This is a genomic window from Mucilaginibacter sp., from assembly GCF_025359345.1.
Taxonomy (GTDB): domain Bacteria; phylum Bacteroidota; class Bacteroidia; order Sphingobacteriales; family Sphingobacteriaceae; genus Mucilaginibacter.
The window spans coordinates 312,495-332,648 of sequence record NZ_JANYGQ010000022.1 but is presented as its reverse complement, the minus strand read 5'-3'; the positions used below and the strand labels follow the sequence as shown (position 1 = coordinate 332,648).

The following is a 20,154-nucleotide window of genomic DNA, read 5'->3' as shown; positions in this document are numbered from 1 at the left end:
TAAGGTTGATTTGACTACAAAACAGGCTTACTCATCTGCCGGGCAATAAAAACAAACAATGCACCCAGTCCCCAAAAAATAGGCAACAAAATAACAGCAGCGAGTAAAACCTGCGGGTATCCTGATTTTGCGACATCAAGGAATGGGTATGGGTAATTCCCGCTGATGGCGCCCCGTATCAACACATAAATAAAGTAAAGAAACGGGAACCATAACCATGGCCAAACATTGCTGTATTTCAGGCCGCTTTTTGGCACAAAGGCAAGCCAGTAAATTATAAATAACAGGGGGTTAACAACATGCAGCAGTTCATCAGCCAATTTAAACAAGCCTTCAGGGTGCCATACGCTACGCAACACTACGTTGTAAATAAGGCCAACAGTGGTCATGTACAGCACGATAGAAGTTAGCACGGTATTCCTTGAAAAGAACCTGCCCCATGCCGACTTTGCGGCTATTAAAATGGTGGTTAACCCAACAACCATCAGTAGATTGCTTAATATGGTATAAAAGCTAAAAAGTTGTATCAGCGCACTTCTGAGCGAGCAACCTTTGTGCATATATTCAGGTATTGATATACTGAACTGCAACACTAACGCAAACCAGGTAATAATAACCACCAAAGCGGTGTATGCCCATTTTATTTTGTTTGATGTTTGGTTGTCGGTAGTATTTGTCATCAATAATGTTTAAGTGTTTACTAAATTACAGAAAAACAAGTCATTAAATATCAAATCAAAAAGTTATTTTAGTAGGCTATTTATTGCGATAAAATCAAGATAAGTGCTTTTTTTTAAAATTTGATAAAAAATACTTCTCTAAATATACCACATTGTTGTTGCGGTATTTAAGAAATGAAAGTGAGTATGCTGCGCAATAAATGGATGTGTTTATTTCTGATGCTGGCTTCGTTCCTTTTCAGGAACGGTGTTTGTTATGCGCAGGCTCCCAAAATAAGTTATCCCACACCGCAGGTTTACCAGGTAAATACAGCTATAGTTGCGCTGTCGCCGGTTAGCTCTGGCGGACCGATTGGCAAGGGCAATTTTTCGGGCGTTACTACCCTGGCAGGTGCCGGTGCAAATTTTAATCGCCCCGAAGGCTTAACGGTTGATAACAACGGTAATGTTTATGTAGCCGATGAAGCCAACTCGCTGATAAAAAAAATAACTCCCGGGGGCATCGTCACTATATTTGCCGGAAGCGGAATTGCGAGCTTTGCTGACGGTATGGGCACCGGGGCATTTTTTCATAACCCGGCTGATGTGGTTGTTGATGCCGCCGGTAATTTATATGTTGCAGATGCCAATAACCACCGTATCCGCAAAATAACGTCTGCAGGTGTGGTAACCACTATTGCAGGCGATGGCACCGTAGGCCATGCTGATGGCACAGGCACAGCGGCAACTTTTAGGCTGCCATCGGGCATTGCCATCGATGCTGCCGGCAATTTGTATGTAGCCGATTCGGGCAACAGCCTTATCCGTAAAATAAGCATATTGGGTGTTGTGACTACGCTGGCCGGCAGCGGCACTACCGGTAGTACCAACGGCACAGGTACAGCAGCCTCATTTAACGGACCGATAGGTATAGCGGTTGATGTGGCGGGGAATGTGTATGTGGCCGATAGTTACAACAATTTAATCCGCAAAATAACCACTACCGGAGTGGTCACCACCCTTGCAGGCAGCGGGGCGCAAGGTGATGCTGATGGCACGGGTGCGGCGGCATCCTTTAAAGACCCGATCGGGATGAAGATTGATGCTGACGGCAATTTATACGTAACCGATGCACAAAACAATAAAATAAGAAAGATAACATCTGCAGGAGTAGTTACGACCGTTGCCGGTAAATTAACCTTAGGCGCAGCCGATGGCGATTTGGGTACAGCCACCTTTAATACCCCCTTCGGTATAGCTATCGACGCAAACGGCAACCTTTACATTGGCGATACCAATAATAATTCGATAAGAAAAATAGCAGCTGATTTTTTTACGATTGATAAGCCGCTGCCGCCAGGATTAGTGTTCGATATGCATACCGGAGATATTAGCGGCACACCAACAGCCGCATCGCCGGCAACTGATTATACGATTACAGCATATAATGCGGCGGGCAATTATGCAACGGTTGTAAGTATTGCAGTAAATGTTGTGGCAGTGCCGCTGCCGGCAGCGCCCCAAATCAGTTATGATAGTCCGAAGGTTTATCCCCCGGGTACGCCCATACCTCCGTTAACGCCCCACAACACTGGCGGCCCGGTGCCGCAAACAGCATTCGGCAAGGCCACCGTGTTTGCAGGCAATGGGTCGAAGGGCAATAACGACAATATAGGTACTGATGCAAGCTTTAATTTCCCAACCGATGTCGCCACAGACTCGAAAGGAAACGTTTATGTTGCCGACAGGGACAATTCATTGATAAGAAAAATAACGCCTACCGGGCAGGTAACCACTTTTGCGGGCAACGGGACATCGCAGGTTACCGACGGGCAGGGAACCGCTGCCAGCTTTAAAGGCCCTACCAGCATAACTATTGATGGTAGTGATAATATTTATGTAGTGGATTCGTATGGCGATGCGGTAAGGAAGATAACGCCAACGGGGTTGGTTTCAACCATAGTAGGTCTGAATGGGCCAGGTGAGGTTGACGGCCCCGTCGCTACTGCAAAAATTGCAGTGCCCTGGGGTATTGCTGTTGATAATGGCGGCAATATTTATATATCAGAATTTGGAAGCGGGAATATAAGGAAAATAAGTGCTGCAGGTATTGTTACAACAATTGCCGGTTCAGGCAGCTCAGGATATGCTGACGGAAAAGGTGCTGCTGCAAGTTTTAAAAATCCGAAAAAAATGGCGATTGATGCATTTGGCAATATTTTCGTAGCCGATGAGGGCAATAACAAGGTCCGCGGAATTACTCCTGACGGCACTGTAAGCACATTAATAAAAGACAATATTTATTACCGTTTCCAGGGAATAACCGGGGTGGCTGTTGACTTGTTGGGTAACTTATACATTTCGGATTCGGGAAATAGCAGGATTATTAAAGTAGAGGCGAATACGGGTAGAGAAAGCATACTGTCAGACGCCGGGGGCATTTTTAGTTTTCCGCTGGGCCTTACGGTCGATGCATCTGGTAACCTTTATGTCACTAATCCGGGTAACAGCACCATTGCAAAAATACCAACCACCGGCTATACCATTGATAAACCCTTGCCGCCGGGCTTAACCTTCGACCAAACAACAGGCATAATAAGCGGCACACCCGCGCAGGTTACACCGCTTAGCACCTATACCATTACGGCCTACAACGAAGGCGGCCATAGCACCAACACTGTTGATATAGAAATAAAAAACCAGGTTATTCCCGGTTTGGCGCCGCCAAACATAAGCTATATAACGCCACAGGTTTATGCACCTAATACTGCTATCACGGCCTTACAGCCAACCAATACAGGCGGGGCAGTACCTCCCAATATTTATGGGCAGGTAACAACATTTGCCGGTAACGGCCTAAGGGGAGTGGTAGACGGTACCACGACAACAGCTGGGTTTTCGTTTCCCAATTACCCTATAGTCGCTTCCGATGGAACTGTTTACATAACGGATAACAATCGGCTTATTAGGCAAATTACGCCCGGCGGCAATGTAACCACTATTGCAGGAAGCGACATCGGTTACCAGGATGGATTAGGTTCCTCGGCAAAGTTTAACGCACCTGCTGCCATGGCTATTGGTCCGGATGGTAAGATATATGTTGTCGACTCGAATAATAATGCGATAAGACAGGTTACCCCTGGCGGCTCCGTCTCAACTTTCGTGTCTGGTTTAAGTCAACCAAATGGCATCGTAATTGATGCTGCCGGTAACTTGTTTGTGTCTGAATATGCGGGTAATACAGTTAAAAAAGTAACCCCAGGCGGTGTTGTTACCATTTTAGCGGGAAAGCAGGGTGCTAAGGGAAACACGGATGGAGTTGGTGCTAATGCACGATTTAGCGGAGCAAGCTACATGGCGATAGATGCTTTAGGAAATATTTTTCTGGCAGATTATAATAACAGCGAAATAAGGAAAATAACCCCCGCCGGTGTTGTTACCACGTTTGCCGGTACAGGCGTTAAAGGGAAACAGGATGGACAAGGCTCGGCCGCGACCTTTAATGGTCCCGAGGGAATTGTATTTGGAGAGGACGGCAGCCTGTATGTTTCCGATTCTGGTAATAACCTTATACGGAAAATAACCATTGATGGCGTCGTAACAACTTTTGCCGGGAACGGCATTGCGGGTTATAAAGATGGGTATGGTATTAACACATCGTTTAACTTTCCGCACGGGCTGGCTATCAATAGCAACGGTAATATGCTGGTGACTGATCTGCAGAATAATTTAGTAAGAGAAATTGTTACTACCGGCTACGTTATTGACAAGGATTTGCCGCCGGGATTGACTTTTGATGCCAAAACAGGCACAATAAGCGGAACCCCAACCTCATTATGGCCAGCTACAACGTATAAAATAACCGGTATTAATGCTGCAGGAAGTAGCACAGCAACCTTGATTATTGAGGTTAAAAAGAGTAATAGCCCGGGAAGTCCGCCGGTTATATCGTACCAGTCGCCTCAAACCTACAATATCAATCAAACTATAGCCCCGCTGGCACCAACATCGTCAGGCGGCGCTGTACCGCCTATAAATTTTGGCCAAACACTAACCTTCTCCGGCAAAGGAACGCCTGGCAGTGCAAATGGCGATGCTATAACGGCAACGTACAAACAACCATCGGGCGTTGCTTTCGATGCAGCAGGCAACTTATATGTAGCCGACTATCTGAATAATTTAATTCGCAAAATAACTCCCGCCGGTATATCCACAACATTTGCTGGCAGCGGCGATATTGGCTTTTCAAACGGCGCAGGTACAACAGCAGTATTTGGCAAACCCAGCAGTATTGTAATTGATGCAGCGGGGAACTTGTACGTTGCCGATTCCAACAATAGTTTAATCCGCAAAATAACGCCTGGTGCTGTAGTAACAACTTTTGCCGGTACCGGAACGATAGGTTCGGCAAACGGCGCTGCTTTGTCAGCAAGTTTTAATACCCCGGAAGGCCTGGCCATTGATGCCGCCGGGAACCTTTATGTTGCCGACACCTTTAACAATTTAATAAGGAAAATAGCACCCGATGGCACAGTTTCAACATTAGCAGGTAGCGGTGCGCCTGGCAATAATAATGGCAATGGTACTGGTGCATCGTTCAATATGCCTCAAAACCTCACAGTTGATGCTGCCGGAAATGTTTTTGTAACCGATTTGGGCAACAATGTCATTCGTAAAATAACCCCATCGGGCGATGTTAGTACCTATGCCGGTAGCGGATCGGCAGGCAGCAATAATGGCCCGGCACTTTCTGCAAGCTTTAACAAACCAAGCGGCATTGCGGTTGATGATATAGGCGACTTGTTTGTTTCGGATTTTGGCGGCAACATTCTCCGGATGATTGACCCGGCGGGCAATGTGATTACATTGGCGGGCGATGGCGTTGCGGGCAGTCTGAACAATACTGGTACGGCTGCCAGTTTTGCCGGCCCCAAGGGGCTCGCTTTGGATGCCGGCAGGAAATTATACATTGCCGATTCGTTTAATAACGAAATCCGCACAGCTTATACGCTTGGATATACCATTGATAAGCCTTTGCCATCGGGTATGGTGTTTGATGGCACTACCGGTATTATTAGTGGCAAACCTGATGTTGTATCGCCAATTACAATCTATACTATAACAGCCTATAATATTTATGGTAGTGCTACGGCCAAGGTGAGTATCGAGGTAATTGACGGGCAAACCATAACATTTGCGCCTATACCTGACAAAACAGTGTGTGACGTTGATTTCGACCCGGGCGCTACCAGTTCAACTCCTATAATATACTCCAGTAGCGACCTTAGCGTGGCGACCATTGTATCCGGAAAAATTCATATCGTGGGTGCAGGGACAACCACCATTACGGCCGATGATGGCAGGTCGAAATACCCCCAAATATTAACAGTTACCACGGCGCTGGTACCATCTGTTACTATATCGCCACTTTCGCCGGATGCTTGTGCGTTAGCATCGGTTACCTATACGGCTATCCCTGTAAATGGTGGTACCACACCTCATTACCAATGGAAAGTTAACGGGCAAAACAGCGGGACTGATGCTGCGACCTTTACAAGCACCACATTAAACGATAACGACAAGATAACCTGCGTACTCACCAGCAGCCTGGTTTGTGTAACCAGCGCGACTGCAACTTCAAACGAAGCGACTTTTGTTTTAGATCCACCGGTTACAACTTCTGTTACCATAGTATCATCGCTAACAGGCCCTGTTTGTGCCGGCGCCGAAATTACGTTTACCGCAACACCTGGCTTGCCGGCGCTTAAGCCCGATTATCAGTGGAAGGTTAACGGTGCAAACACAGGTACCAACAGCGCTACCTTTACCACTAAGACTTTGGCCGATGGCGATATTGTTACCTGTGTAATTACCAGCGATGGAAAATGCCTGGTAAACCCAACAGCTACCTCAAATGCGATAACGGTTGCCTTTAACCCGCTAAGCCAATGCATTATTGTTGTACCCAATACGTTTACACCCAATGGCGATGGCATTAACGACCTTTGGAATATTACGGCATTGCTATATTACCCTGACTGCAGCCTTTCGGTGTTTAACCGCTACGGCTCGGTGGTTTACCGCTCTATTGGTTATGGCAAACCATGGGATGGCACAACAAGTGGGAGCAACCTGCCAGTTGGTACTTATTATTATATTCTCGATCTGAAAAATGGCAAAAAGCCTATGTCGGGTTCGGTGACTATTTTAAGGTAGTTTACATAGAATACAATAATTCGCGATCGCCTTTGGTTGAAAGTATATCGTAAATAGGTGTTGATAAAAGCATTTTTACTGTTAAATACCGGCCAGTTACTGCGTCAATCTATATTCAAAAAAATTATTTGCTTGTTTGATATTCAATATTTTATGGCTTTCTGAAGCACCAGGGCCATTTTTGGATTTATTTCTATTTTGTTGTAATAAAAAAGCAATTTTCCCACAACTTTTTTTTAGTTGGTGACGTAATAACACGGTATGAAGGGCTATGTAAATATACCGGGATCAATTTACTGCAAATTGTGTAAGGAGTGCGGAGCGCGGCCGGTAATTGCCAGGGTTGAAGAAATTGGCTATGTTGTTAAATGTTCAAGAAACGATAACCATTACCAAACCATGCCTGGTTTAATTGATATCGACGACTGGAACCGCCACAATACCATTACTTCAGCTTCTATCGACTTTAACCGGAGCCCAATGATGGCCTGGTAACCACCTTAATTACTGCTTATTTTTTATCGGGCTTTAATGTATTGAAGAAATTACATTCCACTGTACTATGTAAGTGGCATTTATTTTTCTATGTTTAGTACTTAAAAACTTAAAATGAGCAATCCCTTTAAATTACCTTTTATTCATTTAATCCGTAGCGGTTTATTTATTATCCTCTTTGCGCTGGCTTTGCCGCAGCTAAGCAAGGCGCAAAACGCCAACCAGCCGGTTTTTAACCATATGGCTTTGTGCGCAAAGAATTTGCCGAAGACTGCCGACTTTTATCGTAACGTTATTCAGCTGCAGGAAATAAAACACCCGTTTAATGATACCGTGCATGTTTGGCTTAAAGTAGGCGAGGGGTTGGCGTTGCACATTATACAAGGTAATTGTTCAACCTCACCCGATATCGGTGTTCACCTTTGCTTCGCTGTGCCAAATTTGGATGCTTTTATAAAACACCTGGATGCCATTAACGTAAGTTACGTTAACTGGACTAAACAACCTAAAAAAATACAGCTTCGCGCTGACGGGGTAAAGCAAATTTACCTGCAGGATCCTGATGGCTTTTGGGTTGAAGTTAATGACGCGAAATAAATTATAAGTCAGGAATCAGGACGAGGAAGATGCATATTTACATGAGAAAGGATAATCCATTCGCTTTTTCCTCTTGATTTCTGCCTCTTTTCTTTTGATTTTTCTCAAATCCATAATTAATACCACAAAAACGTTAAATAATACCACTGTTTATGGTGTATTTGTGTATAATTTTGTGTGATGTTACAAAGCACACCGATATTTGATATTTGCAGCTTGTCTGACTTTAGGCAGGACGATATATTGGTAAGCCGTTTTGCCCCATACCTCGAACATCACAAAAACCTCTATGCAGCACACCGGCATACATTTTACCATGTGGTATTTTTTACCGATGGCGCCGGTAGCCACAACATCGACTTTGAGGATTTTAGTGTAAAGCCTGATCAAATCTATTTTATGATTCCTGGCCAGGTACATTCCTGGGCCTTTGAGGGTTTTACCGACGGTTATATCATCAATTTTTCCGACTCGTTTTTTCAATCATTTTTATTGAATGCGGCTTACTGCGAAAATTTCGGATTTTTTAGCGGCAACGTGCACGACGCAGTAATTAACTTGCCTGCTGATGTAGCCGGTAAAATCAGGCCCCTTTTTGAAGATATAATTAGGGAGTGGGAAAACTCGCCTGCGCAAACCACCGATTTAATGCGCGTATTGATGTTGCAGCTGTTCATATTGGTTAGCCGGGTTAGCACCGATGGTATTAATAAAGGCCCGGCATCGTACAACCAAACATTGTTAAAAAGCTTTCAAAAGCTGGTTGAAGTACATTATAAAAAACTGAAACTGCCTAAAGACTACGCCTCGCTATTGTACATAACCCCCAATCATTTAAACGCAGTTTGTAAAGATTTGGTGGGTTTACAAGCCGGTGAAATTATCCGTAACAGGATAATACTGGAAGCCAAGCGTTTGCTTACGAATCCTAAACTAACTATTACAGAAATTGCGCTCGAACTTAATTTTAATGATAATTCATACTTCACCAAGTTTTTCAGGAAAACGGAAGAAATAACACCCGAAGAGTTCAGAAAAAACATACTTAAACAAAATAATCATGAATAACCCAAATAAGGCCCTGCCCGCCTGGCCTGCAATCGTTCACGGAAAATGCCCGCGCTGTCGTCGGGGCGATATGTTTGCGACACCGATGTACAGCTTTAAGGCCCAGATAATGAACAAAACCTGCCCACATTGCGGGATGGTTTTTGAACGCGAGCCAGGTTACTTTTATGTGGCTATGCTGGTAAGTTACGCAATGTTTGTTGCCGAAATGGTGACTTTGGCGGTAGCAATACACGTACTAACCGGTAGTAACAACCCATGGCTGTATGTACTTATCATTATATCGGTAGGCGTTTTATTATCACCTTTCAACTTCAGGTATTCGCGTATTATGTTATTGCATTGGCTTACACCTGGTTTGCATTATCAGCCCGAAACAAGCGGGGATAAGGAGATTTAGAATCAAGAATCAAGAGCCAAGAATTAAGAATAACCGTTTACATGATAGTGACAAGTAAAGTATAAATAATTCAAAATTAAACAGTTTACGGTTGTGAAGCTGTCTTGAATCTTGACTCTTGATTCTTGGCTCTTGAACCCCGTTTCTCATTTTAACATCATTTAACAGTAAGTTATTCACTGTTTCATTACAATTTCATAATAGCTGGCTACCTTGCCCCAAAACTATTGATGATGAACAGTGCGACCCTAACAAACTGGAACCGTTTTAACAATATTTTATACATAGGCGACGAATCTCGTGCCTGCATAAAAATTATTGAGAAATTTAACAGTAAGCTGGCTGAGATAGAGCGCATCTACTCGTCGTGGTTTAATGGCCGCAACGCAAAAAATAAGCTTGCCCGGCACGATAAACTGCAACATCACATACACTACCATTTCGAAGGCGGCATTGCAGCTTTTAAATTCAAAAATGAAGACGAACTGCCGGCAGTTATCCGCAATGAATGTTTTGCTGCCTGCAAAAGTTTGGCTGCAGAGCAAACCCTGCTTTTTCAGTAGAACACCATTACAGTCCAGGCGCCTTAGTCTATTTGGGTGATCCCCCACAAACCTTTATCACATCTTTTTAAAAATGGAGCTTCGCGTTGCTCCTTCTTTTCATAATTCCTGCCTTTCTATATTCTATTAATAGAAGTTCCACGTTGTTTTTTTTTTTTTTAAAAATCCAACATAATATTTGCAACGTACGTTTTTAATACATACCTTTGATTCATGATGTTATTTAAGAAGGATATGGCCTCGGAAATAGTACCGACAAAGACCGAAATGGATGTGTTGCAGGTGCTATGGCAGTACGGACCACAAACGGTCCGTTTTGTGCATGATAAGTTGAATGAACATAAAGAGATTGTGCAATACACATCAACTCTGAAGCTGATGCAGGTGATGAAAGAAAAGGGGATGCTTGACCGGGATGAAACCAATATGAAGCATATTTACAGCGCAGCAGTTGCTGAAGAAAAGGTAAAAGGCAATATGTTGGGCCGCTTTGTCGACTCGATGTACAACGGTTCGCCAAGTAATTTAATGATGGCTTTGCTTGATAACGACAAAACATCGGGCGAAGAATTGCAAAAAATAAAAGAGATGTTAAGCAAACTGGAAAATAAATAATTTTATGGCACACCTCGTTTTTATAAGCGGCACACTAAATAAAATAATCACAGCTTTTAGCTGGATGCTTATTCATTCGTTGTGGCAGGGGTTATTGTTGGCTATTATTGCCGGGGTGGCATTGGTAATTGCAAAAAAGGCATCTGCAGCATACAGGTATAATCTGGCGTTTATTTTATTCCTGATGTTTATTATTACCTGTGGTTTAACATTTGTTTATGAATGGACGGCAGCAACTGCGCCTGCCGCCTTAACGCCGCTAGCAGGGAATATCGCCGTTAATGCATCGTCGCTGTTTTTTAATGCGCATAGTGTAAAGCAATTGGTTAGCAGCTTTACCGGCTATTTTTCTGCGAATGCGCCATTTATCATATTGATATGGTTTATGGTTTTCCTGTTTAAAAGTGTAAGGATGATTTCGTGCATTGCTTATAACCAACGCATTAAAAACTACCAGGTTTACCAGCCATCAAAATACTGGGTTGATAAGGTAAATAGCTATTCTAAAAAATTGAACATAGGTAAGGCTGTTAAAATACTGCAGTCGGGTTATATAAAAGTGCCGGGGGTAGTAGGCCATTTAAAGCCTATAATATTGATTCCGGCTGGCCTGTTGGCAGGCTTACCAGCCGAGCAGGTAGAGGCAATATTACTGCACGAAATTGCCCACATTAAACGTAACGACTACTTTGTTAACTTTTTACAGAATATTGCGGAAGCCGTGTTTTTCTTTAACCCGGGTTTGCTGTGGATATCATCGGTATTGAGAGAAGAGCGCGAGAATTGCTGCGATGATATTGCTGTAGCCCATACCAATAACCGGGTTGAATTTGTGCAGGCACTTATCAGTTTCAAGGAACATGAACTTTACGGGGCGGCCTATTCCACTGCTTTCCCCGGTAAAAAGAACTACCTGATGCGCCGGGTGGTAAGACTTTTAAATAACAAAAACAAAACCTTTGGTACCGGCGAAAAGGTGTTTTTCGGATTCAGTGTGCTTATCCTTTTGGTATTGGTTGCCACAGTTACTGTAGCCCAGGTAAAGGATATTGTTAAAAACAAAGAGCAACATACTGTAAGTGTTACTTCACATACTGTGGGCTTTTCGGAAACAGTTATTAAAAAAGAAGCCGCTTTCGCAAGGGAAATGCATAACACTTTAAAGAGCAAGCTAAATAAGTTAACTGCAGAAATTTCGTATACTATGCCCGAGCGTGCTGACCAGCACCGTGAAATGCTACCGGCAGAAAGGATTGCCGCAATTACGCTACCTGTTAAACAAAATGCTACTGAGCAGGAAGCCGCGGATGCGGACAGGCGCCAGGCGGAATTAGACCGGCAGCAAGCCATGCGCGACCAGGAGCAGGCCATGCGTGACCAGTTGCAAGCAAAGAAAGACCAGGAACAGGCGGGGCGTGACCAGCAACAGGCAAGAAAAGACCAGGAGCAGGCATTGCGTGACCAACAACAAGCACTCCGCGACCAGGAGCAAGCCAAACGCGACCAGGAACAAGCCAGGCGTGACCAGGAGCAGGCTAAGAAGGAACAAGCAGCCAATACAAAACAGCAAGTGAATGTTAATATTTAACGGATGCCTATGTTAGATACCAGACATATTAAATAGCACAATACCAAAAGCCGGGATAGTATATCCCGGGAACCATATACCAGGGCTACTGTTACAGACTGCGCACCTGTAATACCATAGTCGTGGCTAAATAAACCAAACAGACCGCAATATTTTTAAAACCCGCCAAAGGCAGGGCGGCTATTGTATTGCCAAATTTTTAAACTTTAAAAAAATCAAATTAAAATGAAAACCAACTTTATTAAATACAGCGCACTAATAGCCGCAGTTGCATTTACAACAGCCGCCGGTGCACAAACAAAAAAAACCGCTAAAAAAGCTCATACCAGCTATGGCTACAGTAATATGTATTCGAGCGAAAATGGCGATGGTAAAGAGCATATCAGGACCGACGAGAATGGAAAAGATTATGAATTAACCCTGGTGAACGGCAAATTAACGGAATTATATGTTGATGGTGAAAAAATACCGGAAAGCAAGTTTGGTGACTATGCCGATTTTATAGCCCGAATGAAGGAGCAAATAAAGAGAGATAAAATACAGGCTAAGAAAGACCAGGCGCAGGCCCTGCTCGACCAGGCCCAGGCTCGCCGCGACCAGGAACAGGCAAAGCGTGACCAGGAACAGGCCAGTCGCGACCAGCTACAGGCAGGCAAAGACCAGGAACAGGCCAAACGCGACCAGGAACAAGCAGGGAGAGACCAGGAGCAGGCCAAACGCGACCAGGAACAAGCTGTAAAAGAACAGGCCAGCGCAAGGCTTGACCAGGAACAGGCCGCTCGCGATCAGGAACAAGCCAAACGCGATCAGGAGCAGGCAGGGCGCGACCAGGAACAAGCAAAGCGCGATCAGGAGCAAGCCAGGCGGGATCAAATACAAGCGAAAAAAGACCAGGAGTTGATGAAGCAACTGATTAGCGACCTGGTAAAAGATGGAATTGTACCCGACGAAAAAGGCCTGCACGAGTTAACAATATCAACAGACGGTATGAAAGTGAACGGAAAACAAATGAGCGCCGATGTTTACAGTAAGTACAAAAGCAAATACGCCAGGTTCTCGGGCAGTTCTATTCGCTACCATAACGAAGGTAATTCAAGGGGGATTAGTATAAACCGTACAGACAACTAAATGTAGCCTGGTATTTATAAGCAATGCGGAAATAAGGGGAATGCAGCTATTAGGAGCAGTATTCCCCTTATTTATTTTAAAATATTTTAATCCTTTTATAAATATTTTAATCAAACATGTAACCTTATGAAATTAGACACCGTACAAGAGGACATAATTTGATAAATTATATTACTGATAAATTAATTGATTACTAAAAATTTAATTCACCCAAATCATGGAACACAAATTAAACACCCTGAAAACTGATCTGCACAACGTTTTTGTTGAAGGCAATGCTAACCCAATTCAAATGGCACGCGTATTTGTTATGTTAGCTATCCCATTGATCACAGTATTTTTGATAGGCGCACGCCACATCATTTACTAAACAATCCCAAAAGAAATTTAACACACAGCTGTTATCCTTTACTAATAAAGCTAACGGTGCCGATACTAAAAATTACCACTGCCAACACCTGGTGTATAGTTTTGATAAAGTCAGGTACGTAGATATGATAATAATATAAATCGGCTAATAATAAATAATAATACTATTGATTTTGCAGCGCGAGGCTGCCGTAAAACTGTAGATGGAATGGGTACAAAAAGCAAAACAGCTGCTACTTTTCGTAACAACTGCCTGCTCCCTAATTAACCAACTAACCGTTTGATTACAAACTAAAAACTATTTTTCACCAGTCTGTTTGTGTCGCTTAAATTTTTGAAAATTTAAGGATGGAACCGTTAAAGTATTTTGCTTTAATTGCGATACAACCAAAGCCTGGAAATAAATAACGGTTTACTATAACCTGGTAAATAAGTTACTGCCTTGCGCGATAACTTGAGTCAAAGTTAAGAACGCATAGGGAGGTATGCTCGCGCATAATTACTGAATTTGCGTACGTAGTTTTACGTAATTACCCACAGGCTAATTTTGTAAATAGCAGGTGAATCTTTTTTATAGATTTTTACCTGTAGCCCATGGCCTGGAGATTGAATAATTCGGCATAGCGGCCGTTTTTTTGAATAAGCTGCTCATGGCTGCCTATTTCGATAAGTTCGCCTTTTTCGAGCACTAAAATCCTGTCGGCCATGCGTACCGTACTGAACCGGTGCGATATCAGCACTGCCGATTTGCCTTTGGTCAATTCGGCGAAGCGCTCAAACACCGCGTATTCGGCACGGGCGTCAAGCGCCGATGTCGGTTCGTCAAGTATCAATAGTTGTGCATTTCGCATATAGGCGCGTGCCAACGCTACCTTCTGCCACTCGCCGCCGGATAGTTCAACGCCTTGTGCAAAGCGTTTGCCTAATTGCTGGTCGTATTTGTCGGGTAAGGTTGCCGCAAGTATATCTGCCAGGCTTTGTTTTGCCGAGGCCTCAATCAACGGCCGGTTATCAACCTGGCCAATGTTGCCAACAGCAATGTTTTGTGCAAAAGTCATCTGGTAACGCAGGTAATCCTGGAAGATAATTCCAACATTCAACCGCAAATCGGTCAAATCGTATTCCCGCAAATCTTTTCCTTCCAGCAATATCCTTCCTTCGGTTGGGTCATAAAGCCGTGCAAGCAATTTTACCAGTGTGGTTTTGCCTGCCCCATTTTCGCCAACGAGCGCAAGCTTTTCGCCAGGATGCAGGGTAAAGCTTAAATGCCTGTTTGCCCAGCGTTCGCTGTTATGATATTTAAAACCAACATTCTCAAAAACAAAGCCCTGTTGTATAACTTTTGGAAATGGTAATGGGTTGGCCGATGCCTTTATCTTTGGTTTAATATCGAAGAATTCAAAAAAATCGCGCAGGTAAATAGCCCCTTGTGATACTGAGGTGAACCTGCTCAAAATTCCTTCCAACAAACTACGTAATTGCCTGAACGAACCAGCCAAAAACGCGAGCATACCTATGGTAACCGTACCGTCGACTGTTTTTATGATGATGACAACATAGGCCGCATAGTAGCCAACGCTGCCAAGCATGGCAAAAAAGGTTCCCCATAAACTTCGTTTTATAGCCAGCCGCTTGTTATCAAAATAAAATTTACCTGATAGCTGCTTAAACCGGTCGATAATAAAGCCTGAAAGATCGAATATTTTCACCTCTTTGGCCGTTTCATCACTGGCGCCTAAATATCTAACATAGTCAAGCTCACGGCGTTCGGGTGTTTGCCCCCGGGTAAGGGCATAGCTTTGGTCGTTAAAGTACGATTCGCCTAAAAATGCCGGGATAATGGCAATCAACAGTAAAATAATTAGCCATGGGTTAAAGGCCATCAGTCCGGCTGCCAGGAAGCCCATTGTTATTAAATCCTGAACCTGCGTCATCACCTGCGAAAGCAATATAGTACGACCAATAGTTTGCTGCCGGGCGCGTTCCAGTTTATCATAAAACACCGAATCCTCAAACTGGTCAAGATCGAGAGTGGCCGCATGGGCCATTATTTTTATTGATGTATGGTTGCTGAACAGGTCGCCCAGTAACGAATCTACAAGGGTAATTGCACGACTAAGCGCATCGGTGGCAATTGCCAGCCCAAACTCAAGCCCTACCAACTGCCATAAATGGGTGCTGCTGGTTTCGTGATGGCGGCTTAAAAAAATCACGTTATCGATAATCAGTTTGCCCACATACAGCAAAGCCACCGGCATAGCCGAGCGGACAATGCGCAGCATGGCATTAATAATGGTGAACAATTTGCTGGTTTGCCATACCAGTTTAAAAAATGCAGGCAGGTTGTTAAGGGCCGCAAGGCGGTCTTTAAAAGTTAATGGCTCGGTACGGGTATTTTTTGGCGGGCGGGCGGTATTCAAATATTATCCTTCTTTTATCTTAGTTTAAGTAAAATTAAGAAAAGATTAGTTAAGCGACTGAAAATGGAAGTATTGTGAGGGATTGATGACAAAAGAGTCCCGGAACTCAAGCCCAGCCCTTAATGGGTTAACAGTGTAACCCAAAATGTCTGATAAATTATGTGTAATTATCTGATTTTGAATTGTATAAATAAATGTAAACCATAATAAGTGTAAACCATGTAAACCCAGATGTCCTTAGTTGAAAATCTGAAAGTGTCTGTCATCGAGGCAGTCCTTTAATCAGCCAACTCATGATTAAGACAAAAAAATCTAAAAAATCCTTTAATCCTAAAAATCATAGTTTAGTTTTGCCGCTTAATCGCACGTATGAGCTCATCATTAAAAAATAAATTCGACGGTATAATTTTCGACCTTGACGGCACCCTTTGGGACAGCACCAATAATGTGGCCCTGGCCTGGCAGTCGGCTTTGGATGAAGTTGATTATTTAGATGAGGTAATGACCCAGGAGCGGGTGCGCTCGATAACAGGCATGACTTACGATTCTATTTTTGATAAGCTTTTCCCTCAATTGGATGCCGTTCAACGCGCCGAGGTGCAGGCACTTTGCGGCAAGCACGAACTGGAAATTTTGCATACCAGGGGCGGCGAACTTTATCCCGCACTCGACGAAACGTTAGCTTACCTTGCCGGTAAATACCGGTTGTTTATAGTAAGCAATTGCCAGAGCGGCTACATCGAGGTGTTTTTTAAGATAAGCCGGATGGAACACTATTTTGCTGGTCACCAATGTTTCGGAACTAAAGGCAACCCCAAAGCCGAAAACATTAAAGACATAGTTAACGATCATAACCTGGAAGCCCCGGTTTATATTGGCGATACCATGGGCGACTACGACTCGGCCACCAAAGCCGGGCTGCCGTTTATTTTTGCCGATTATGGATTTGGCAAGGTTGAGGAGGGGCAGATAGCAACCATTAGTAATTTTAGCGAATTGAAGGAATTATTGTAGAATAATCGTCTTTTCGTAGCCTGCACTGCAATTTTTCTTATTTTTATGCTGATTAAAACACTTACCTGTTATGGCAGCATCAAACAAATTTTCGCGTCGCAATTTTATCCGTAATGCCTCACTGGGTGTGGGCGCTCTGGCACTTGGACCGGCCTTATCGGCACTGGCCATGCCTGCGGGAAAGGCAAAAAAGAAACTGGGTGTAGCTTTAGTCGGCTTAGGTTATTATAGTTACGGTCAGCTTGGTCCTGCCTTGCTACATACTAAGGACTGTTATTTGGCGGGCATAGTTACGGGCACACCTGCAAAAGCGGTATCGTGGTCTAAAAAGTACAATATCCCCGAAAAAAATATCTACAACTATCAAAACTTTCACGAGATAGCCAATAACCCGGATATCGACATTGTGTATATAGTGCTGCCGGTTTTTATGCATAAGGAATATACCATCAAAGCAGCACAAGCCGGCAAACATGTTATCTGCGAAAAGCCGATGGCGCTAAATGCTAAGGATTGTGAAGAAATGATCGCAGCCTGCAAAAAAGCAAATCGATTACTGTCGATAGGTTATCGCCTGCACTTTGAGCCGCACAATATGGAAGTGATGCGCCTGGGGCAACAACACATATTAGGTAACATTAAAAAAATTGATACCGGTAACGGTTTTACCTATAATGGCGACCCAAATGCATGGCGGCTTAAAAAAGCAATGGCCGGTGGCGGCGGTTTGATGGATATGGGTATCTATAGTATACAGGGGGCCCGCTATACCATGGGCCAGGAGCCCATCTCGGTTAAAGCAACGCAACAAAAATTAAGGCCGCAGTTTTTTAAAGAAGTGGACGAAACCGTTTTCTGGGAACTTGAGTTTCCGGGCGGACTTAAAACCACGGGCAAATCGAGCTACAACAACGATTGGAGTTACCTTAAAGTAGAGGCCGAAATGGGCAATTTTGAACTTGGTCCAGCTTACGGCTACGGTAGTATCGAAGGTAGCGTAAACGGAACGCCCATGAAATTTCCGCAAATTGTACAGCAGGCTGCACAAATGGATGATTTTGCCAATTGCGTAACACTCAACAAGCCCAGCCGCGTACCCGGCGAAGAAGGCCTGAAAGACATGAAAGTGGTTGACGCTATTTACCGGAGCTTAGATTCGGGGAAGTGGGAGAGGATTTAGAGATCAGAGATTAGGTGCAAGATTTTGACAACTCGCTGTTTTAGTTTCAAGGAAAATAATTATACTTGTTCAATGCTTGCGTTAAAGCAAGCGTTAGCACTTTAGCCAATTTTTAACTAATCTTTAACCTCTAATCACTAACAAATGCTTTTCCCTGAAGATTTTTTGCATTACGTGTGGAAGTTCAGGCTTTTTGAACGAACTGGGCTGCAAACTACCGATGGCGAAGAACTGGAAGTACTTTCGGCAGGGATGCACAACTCAGATTCGGGGCCCGATTTTCAGACAGCAAGAGTCAGGATAGGAGATACCGTTTGGGCAGGCAACGTGGAAGTGCATATTACCTCGTCCGACTGGCAAAGGCATGGACATACCACAGATGATTCTTATAGCAACGTTATATTGCACGTAGTTTATAAAGACGATAAGCCCCTGGTTTTACCGAACGGCCGGCGTGTACCAACACTGGAGTTACAAAACCGCATCCCGGATGATTTGTATAACCGTTATCACAAACTCATTTTTGGCGAACAAACCATAATTCCTTGCGAGGCAAATATTGGCGCGGTTGATGGGCTCACCATGTATAATTGGCTTACAAGGGTGCTCGTTGAACGGCTTGAAAAACGTTCGGAAGCGGTAATCAATGCATTAAATCTTAATCGTGGCGATTGGGAAGAAACGTTTTACCAATTTTTGGCCGCAAACTTTGGTTTTAAAACTAATGCTGTACCGTTCGAACTACTGGCAAAATCGATACCGCAGCTTACGCTGGCCAAACATAAAAACAATCCGCTGCAAATTGAGGCGTTGATATTTGGGCAGGCAGGTTTTTTAAGCGGTGAGCTAAAAGACGAGTATCCCCGGAGGCTCAAAGCTGAATACGAGTTTTTGCAGAAAAAGTATAAACTAACACCGATTGAAAATCACCTGTGGAAATTTATGCGGTTACGCCCTCAAAACTTCCCTACCATAAGGCTGGCGCAGTTTTCTTCATTAATTGTTCATTCCAACCATTTATTTTCGAAGGTGCTGGAGATAAAGGATGTAAAGGCATTGCGGAATTTATTTTCGGAAATTAAGGTTAATGACTACTGGGAAAACCATTATAGGTTTGACGTTGAATCGGCTCCCTCAGCAAAAAACATGGGCGCTGCATCCATCGATATTTTGTTGCTGAATACTCTGGCGTTGTTTCTATTCAGTTACGGCAGACACAACCAAAATCAACATTATATTAACCGCAGCCTTAAGCTTTTGGAACATTTGCCAAACGAAACGAACAATATTATCACAGATTTTGTTAACTTAGGGGTGAAAATTAATACCGCGTTCGAATCGCAGGCATTGCTGGAGTTAAAAAATAACTACTGTAACCATAAGAAATGCCTGCAATGCGGCGTTGGTAATAAAATATTAAAATTAGGTTGATATGTTGCAAAGGATTCTCACTTTTTTTGAACGTTATTCATTTGGGGTTTGCACCTATTTGGGCGAAAAGTTCAATGTATCTATAGGTAAAATTCGTTTGTTTTTTATATACTCATCATTTTTAGCAGTCGGCTTTCCGCTTGTATTTTACATATTCGCAGGCATTGTGCTTGATATCCGCAAATTTGTGAAACGGGTGCATACCAGGGTTACAGATTTGTAAGGGGGATTGTCTGAACCATGCTTTGTTTGATTCTAGGATTTCTTGATTAAAAAACATTGTCATTGCGAGCGCAGCGCGGCAACCGCACGCCGTGCACAACCACTGCGCAGGTGTTAAACTGTTCATTTCGCCCTGCAGAGTTTGCGATTGCCGCGCTCGTACCTCGCTCGCAATGACAAGTGGGATTT

Annotated in this window: 16 protein-coding genes; 14 read left to right on the top strand and 2 right to left on the bottom strand. The window is 43.6% G+C overall.

The annotated features are described in order from the left end of the window. Positions 1-14 precede the first annotated feature (14 nt). On the bottom strand, positions 15-680 hold the full coding sequence (locus tag Q0R52_RS14600; RefSeq protein WP_295795540.1) for a Pr6Pr family membrane protein: 666 nt from the start codon (positions 678-680) through the stop codon (positions 15-17). A gap of 186 nt (positions 681-866) precedes the next feature. On the opposite strand from Q0R52_RS14600, the gene Q0R52_RS14595 reads away from it, so the two are divergent. The 10 genes from Q0R52_RS14595 to Q0R52_RS14550 all read left to right on the top strand — a co-directional run bounded on the left by Q0R52_RS14595 (position 867) and on the right by Q0R52_RS14550 (position 13,699). After that, positions 867-6,875 carry a gliding motility-associated C-terminal domain-containing protein gene (locus Q0R52_RS14595; RefSeq protein ID WP_295795539.1) on the top strand — a complete coding sequence of 2,003 codons (6,009 nt, stop codon included), beginning with the start codon at positions 867-869 and terminating at the stop codon, positions 6,873-6,875. A 261-nt stretch (positions 6,876-7,136) separates the two neighbouring features. Beyond that, a complete protein-coding gene (locus Q0R52_RS14590) occupies positions 7,137-7,370 on the top strand; it encodes a hypothetical protein (protein WP_295795537.1) in 234 nt (77 codons plus the stop codon). A gap of 114 nt (positions 7,371-7,484) precedes the next feature. Further along, entirely contained in the window at positions 7,485-7,967 is a 483-nt protein-coding gene (locus tag Q0R52_RS14585) for a VOC family protein (protein WP_295795535.1), read from the top strand. 180 nt (positions 7,968-8,147) lie between these two features. Beyond that, on the top strand, positions 8,148-9,035 hold the full coding sequence (locus Q0R52_RS14580) for a helix-turn-helix domain-containing protein (protein WP_295795533.1): 888 nt from the start codon (positions 8,148-8,150) through the stop codon (positions 9,033-9,035). Continuing rightward, positions 9,028-9,435 carry a DUF983 domain-containing protein gene (locus Q0R52_RS14575; protein ID WP_295795531.1) on the top strand — a complete coding sequence of 136 codons (408 nt, stop codon included), beginning with the start codon at positions 9,028-9,030 and terminating at the stop codon, positions 9,433-9,435. Before Q0R52_RS14580 ends, Q0R52_RS14575 begins: the two co-directional genes overlap by 8 nt. A gap of 230 nt (positions 9,436-9,665) precedes the next feature. Continuing rightward, complete coding sequence (locus Q0R52_RS14570; protein WP_295795529.1) at positions 9,666-9,998, top strand: hypothetical protein; 333 nt, start codon at positions 9,666-9,668, stop codon at positions 9,996-9,998. 213 nt (positions 9,999-10,211) lie between these two features. Next, entirely contained in the window at positions 10,212-10,613 is a 402-nt protein-coding gene (locus tag Q0R52_RS14565) for a BlaI/MecI/CopY family transcriptional regulator (RefSeq protein ID WP_295795527.1), read from the top strand. Positions 10,614-10,617: 4 nt separating this feature from the next. Then, entirely contained in the window at positions 10,618-12,201 is a 1,584-nt protein-coding gene (locus tag Q0R52_RS14560) for a M56 family metallopeptidase (RefSeq protein ID WP_295795526.1), read from the top strand. A 225-nt stretch (positions 12,202-12,426) separates the two neighbouring features. Then, positions 12,427-13,329, top strand: a complete 903-nt coding sequence (locus tag Q0R52_RS14555; RefSeq protein ID WP_295795524.1) for a hypothetical protein — start codon at positions 12,427-12,429, stop codon at positions 13,327-13,329. Between the two features lie 217 nt (positions 13,330-13,546). Then, positions 13,547-13,699 (top strand): hypothetical protein, encoded by a 153-nt coding sequence (locus Q0R52_RS14550; RefSeq protein WP_295795521.1) that lies wholly within the window; start codon positions 13,547-13,549, stop codon positions 13,697-13,699. 580 nt (positions 13,700-14,279) lie between these two features. Here Q0R52_RS14550 and Q0R52_RS14545 read toward each other — a convergent pair. After that, entirely contained in the window at positions 14,280-16,118 is a 1,839-nt protein-coding gene (locus Q0R52_RS14545; protein WP_295795519.1) for an ABC transporter ATP-binding protein, read from the bottom strand. A gap of 369 nt (positions 16,119-16,487) precedes the next feature. Between Q0R52_RS14545 and Q0R52_RS14540 the strand changes: the two genes are divergently transcribed. The 4 genes from Q0R52_RS14540 (at position 16,488) to Q0R52_RS14525 (ending at position 19,966) form a co-directional block, all read left to right on the top strand. Then, complete coding sequence (locus Q0R52_RS14540) at positions 16,488-17,132, top strand: HAD family hydrolase (RefSeq protein WP_295795518.1); 645 nt, start codon at positions 16,488-16,490, stop codon at positions 17,130-17,132. 70 nt (positions 17,133-17,202) lie between these two features. Beyond that, positions 17,203-18,312: a Gfo/Idh/MocA family oxidoreductase gene (locus Q0R52_RS14535; RefSeq protein WP_295795516.1), complete on the top strand. Its 1,110-nt coding sequence runs from the start codon at positions 17,203-17,205 to the stop codon at positions 18,310-18,312. A 144-nt stretch (positions 18,313-18,456) separates the two neighbouring features. Further along, entirely contained in the window at positions 18,457-19,743 is a 1,287-nt protein-coding gene (locus Q0R52_RS14530) for a DUF2851 family protein (protein WP_295795514.1), read from the top strand. 1 nt (position 19,744) lies between these two features. Then, positions 19,745-19,966: a PspC family transcriptional regulator gene (locus Q0R52_RS14525; RefSeq protein ID WP_295795511.1), complete on the top strand. Its 222-nt coding sequence runs from the start codon at positions 19,745-19,747 to the stop codon at positions 19,964-19,966. The last annotated feature ends 188 nt before the right edge of the window (positions 19,967-20,154 follow it).

Excerpts from the sequence above, each read along its gene's own strand:
- Q0R52_RS14600 (WP_295795540.1), bottom strand. The coding sequence starts at position 680 with ATGACAAATACTACCGACAACCAAACATCAAACAAAATAAAATGGGCA.
- Q0R52_RS14595 (WP_295795539.1), top strand. The coding sequence starts at position 867 with ATGCTGCGCAATAAATGGATGTGTTTATTTCTGATGCTGGCTTCGTTC.
- Q0R52_RS14590 (WP_295795537.1), top strand. The coding sequence starts at position 7,137 with ATGAAGGGCTATGTAAATATACCGGGATCAATTTACTGCAAATTGTGT.
- Q0R52_RS14585 (WP_295795535.1), top strand. The coding sequence starts at position 7,485 with ATGAGCAATCCCTTTAAATTACCTTTTATTCATTTAATCCGTAGCGGT.
- Q0R52_RS14580 (WP_295795533.1), top strand. The coding sequence starts at position 8,148 with ATGTTACAAAGCACACCGATATTTGATATTTGCAGCTTGTCTGACTTT.
- Q0R52_RS14575 (WP_295795531.1), top strand. The coding sequence starts at position 9,028 with ATGAATAACCCAAATAAGGCCCTGCCCGCCTGGCCTGCAATCGTTCAC.
- Q0R52_RS14570 (WP_295795529.1), top strand. The coding sequence starts at position 9,666 with ATGATGAACAGTGCGACCCTAACAAACTGGAACCGTTTTAACAATATT.
- Q0R52_RS14565 (WP_295795527.1), top strand. The coding sequence starts at position 10,212 with ATGATGTTATTTAAGAAGGATATGGCCTCGGAAATAGTACCGACAAAG.
- Q0R52_RS14560 (WP_295795526.1), top strand. The coding sequence starts at position 10,618 with ATGGCACACCTCGTTTTTATAAGCGGCACACTAAATAAAATAATCACA.
- Q0R52_RS14555 (WP_295795524.1), top strand. The coding sequence starts at position 12,427 with ATGAAAACCAACTTTATTAAATACAGCGCACTAATAGCCGCAGTTGCA.
- Q0R52_RS14550 (WP_295795521.1), top strand. The coding sequence starts at position 13,547 with ATGGAACACAAATTAAACACCCTGAAAACTGATCTGCACAACGTTTTT.
- Q0R52_RS14540 (WP_295795518.1), top strand. The coding sequence starts at position 16,488 with ATGAGCTCATCATTAAAAAATAAATTCGACGGTATAATTTTCGACCTT.
- Q0R52_RS14535 (WP_295795516.1), top strand. The coding sequence starts at position 17,203 with ATGGCAGCATCAAACAAATTTTCGCGTCGCAATTTTATCCGTAATGCC.
- Q0R52_RS14530 (WP_295795514.1), top strand. The coding sequence starts at position 18,457 with ATGCTTTTCCCTGAAGATTTTTTGCATTACGTGTGGAAGTTCAGGCTT.
- Q0R52_RS14525 (WP_295795511.1), top strand. The coding sequence starts at position 19,745 with ATGTTGCAAAGGATTCTCACTTTTTTTGAACGTTATTCATTTGGGGTT.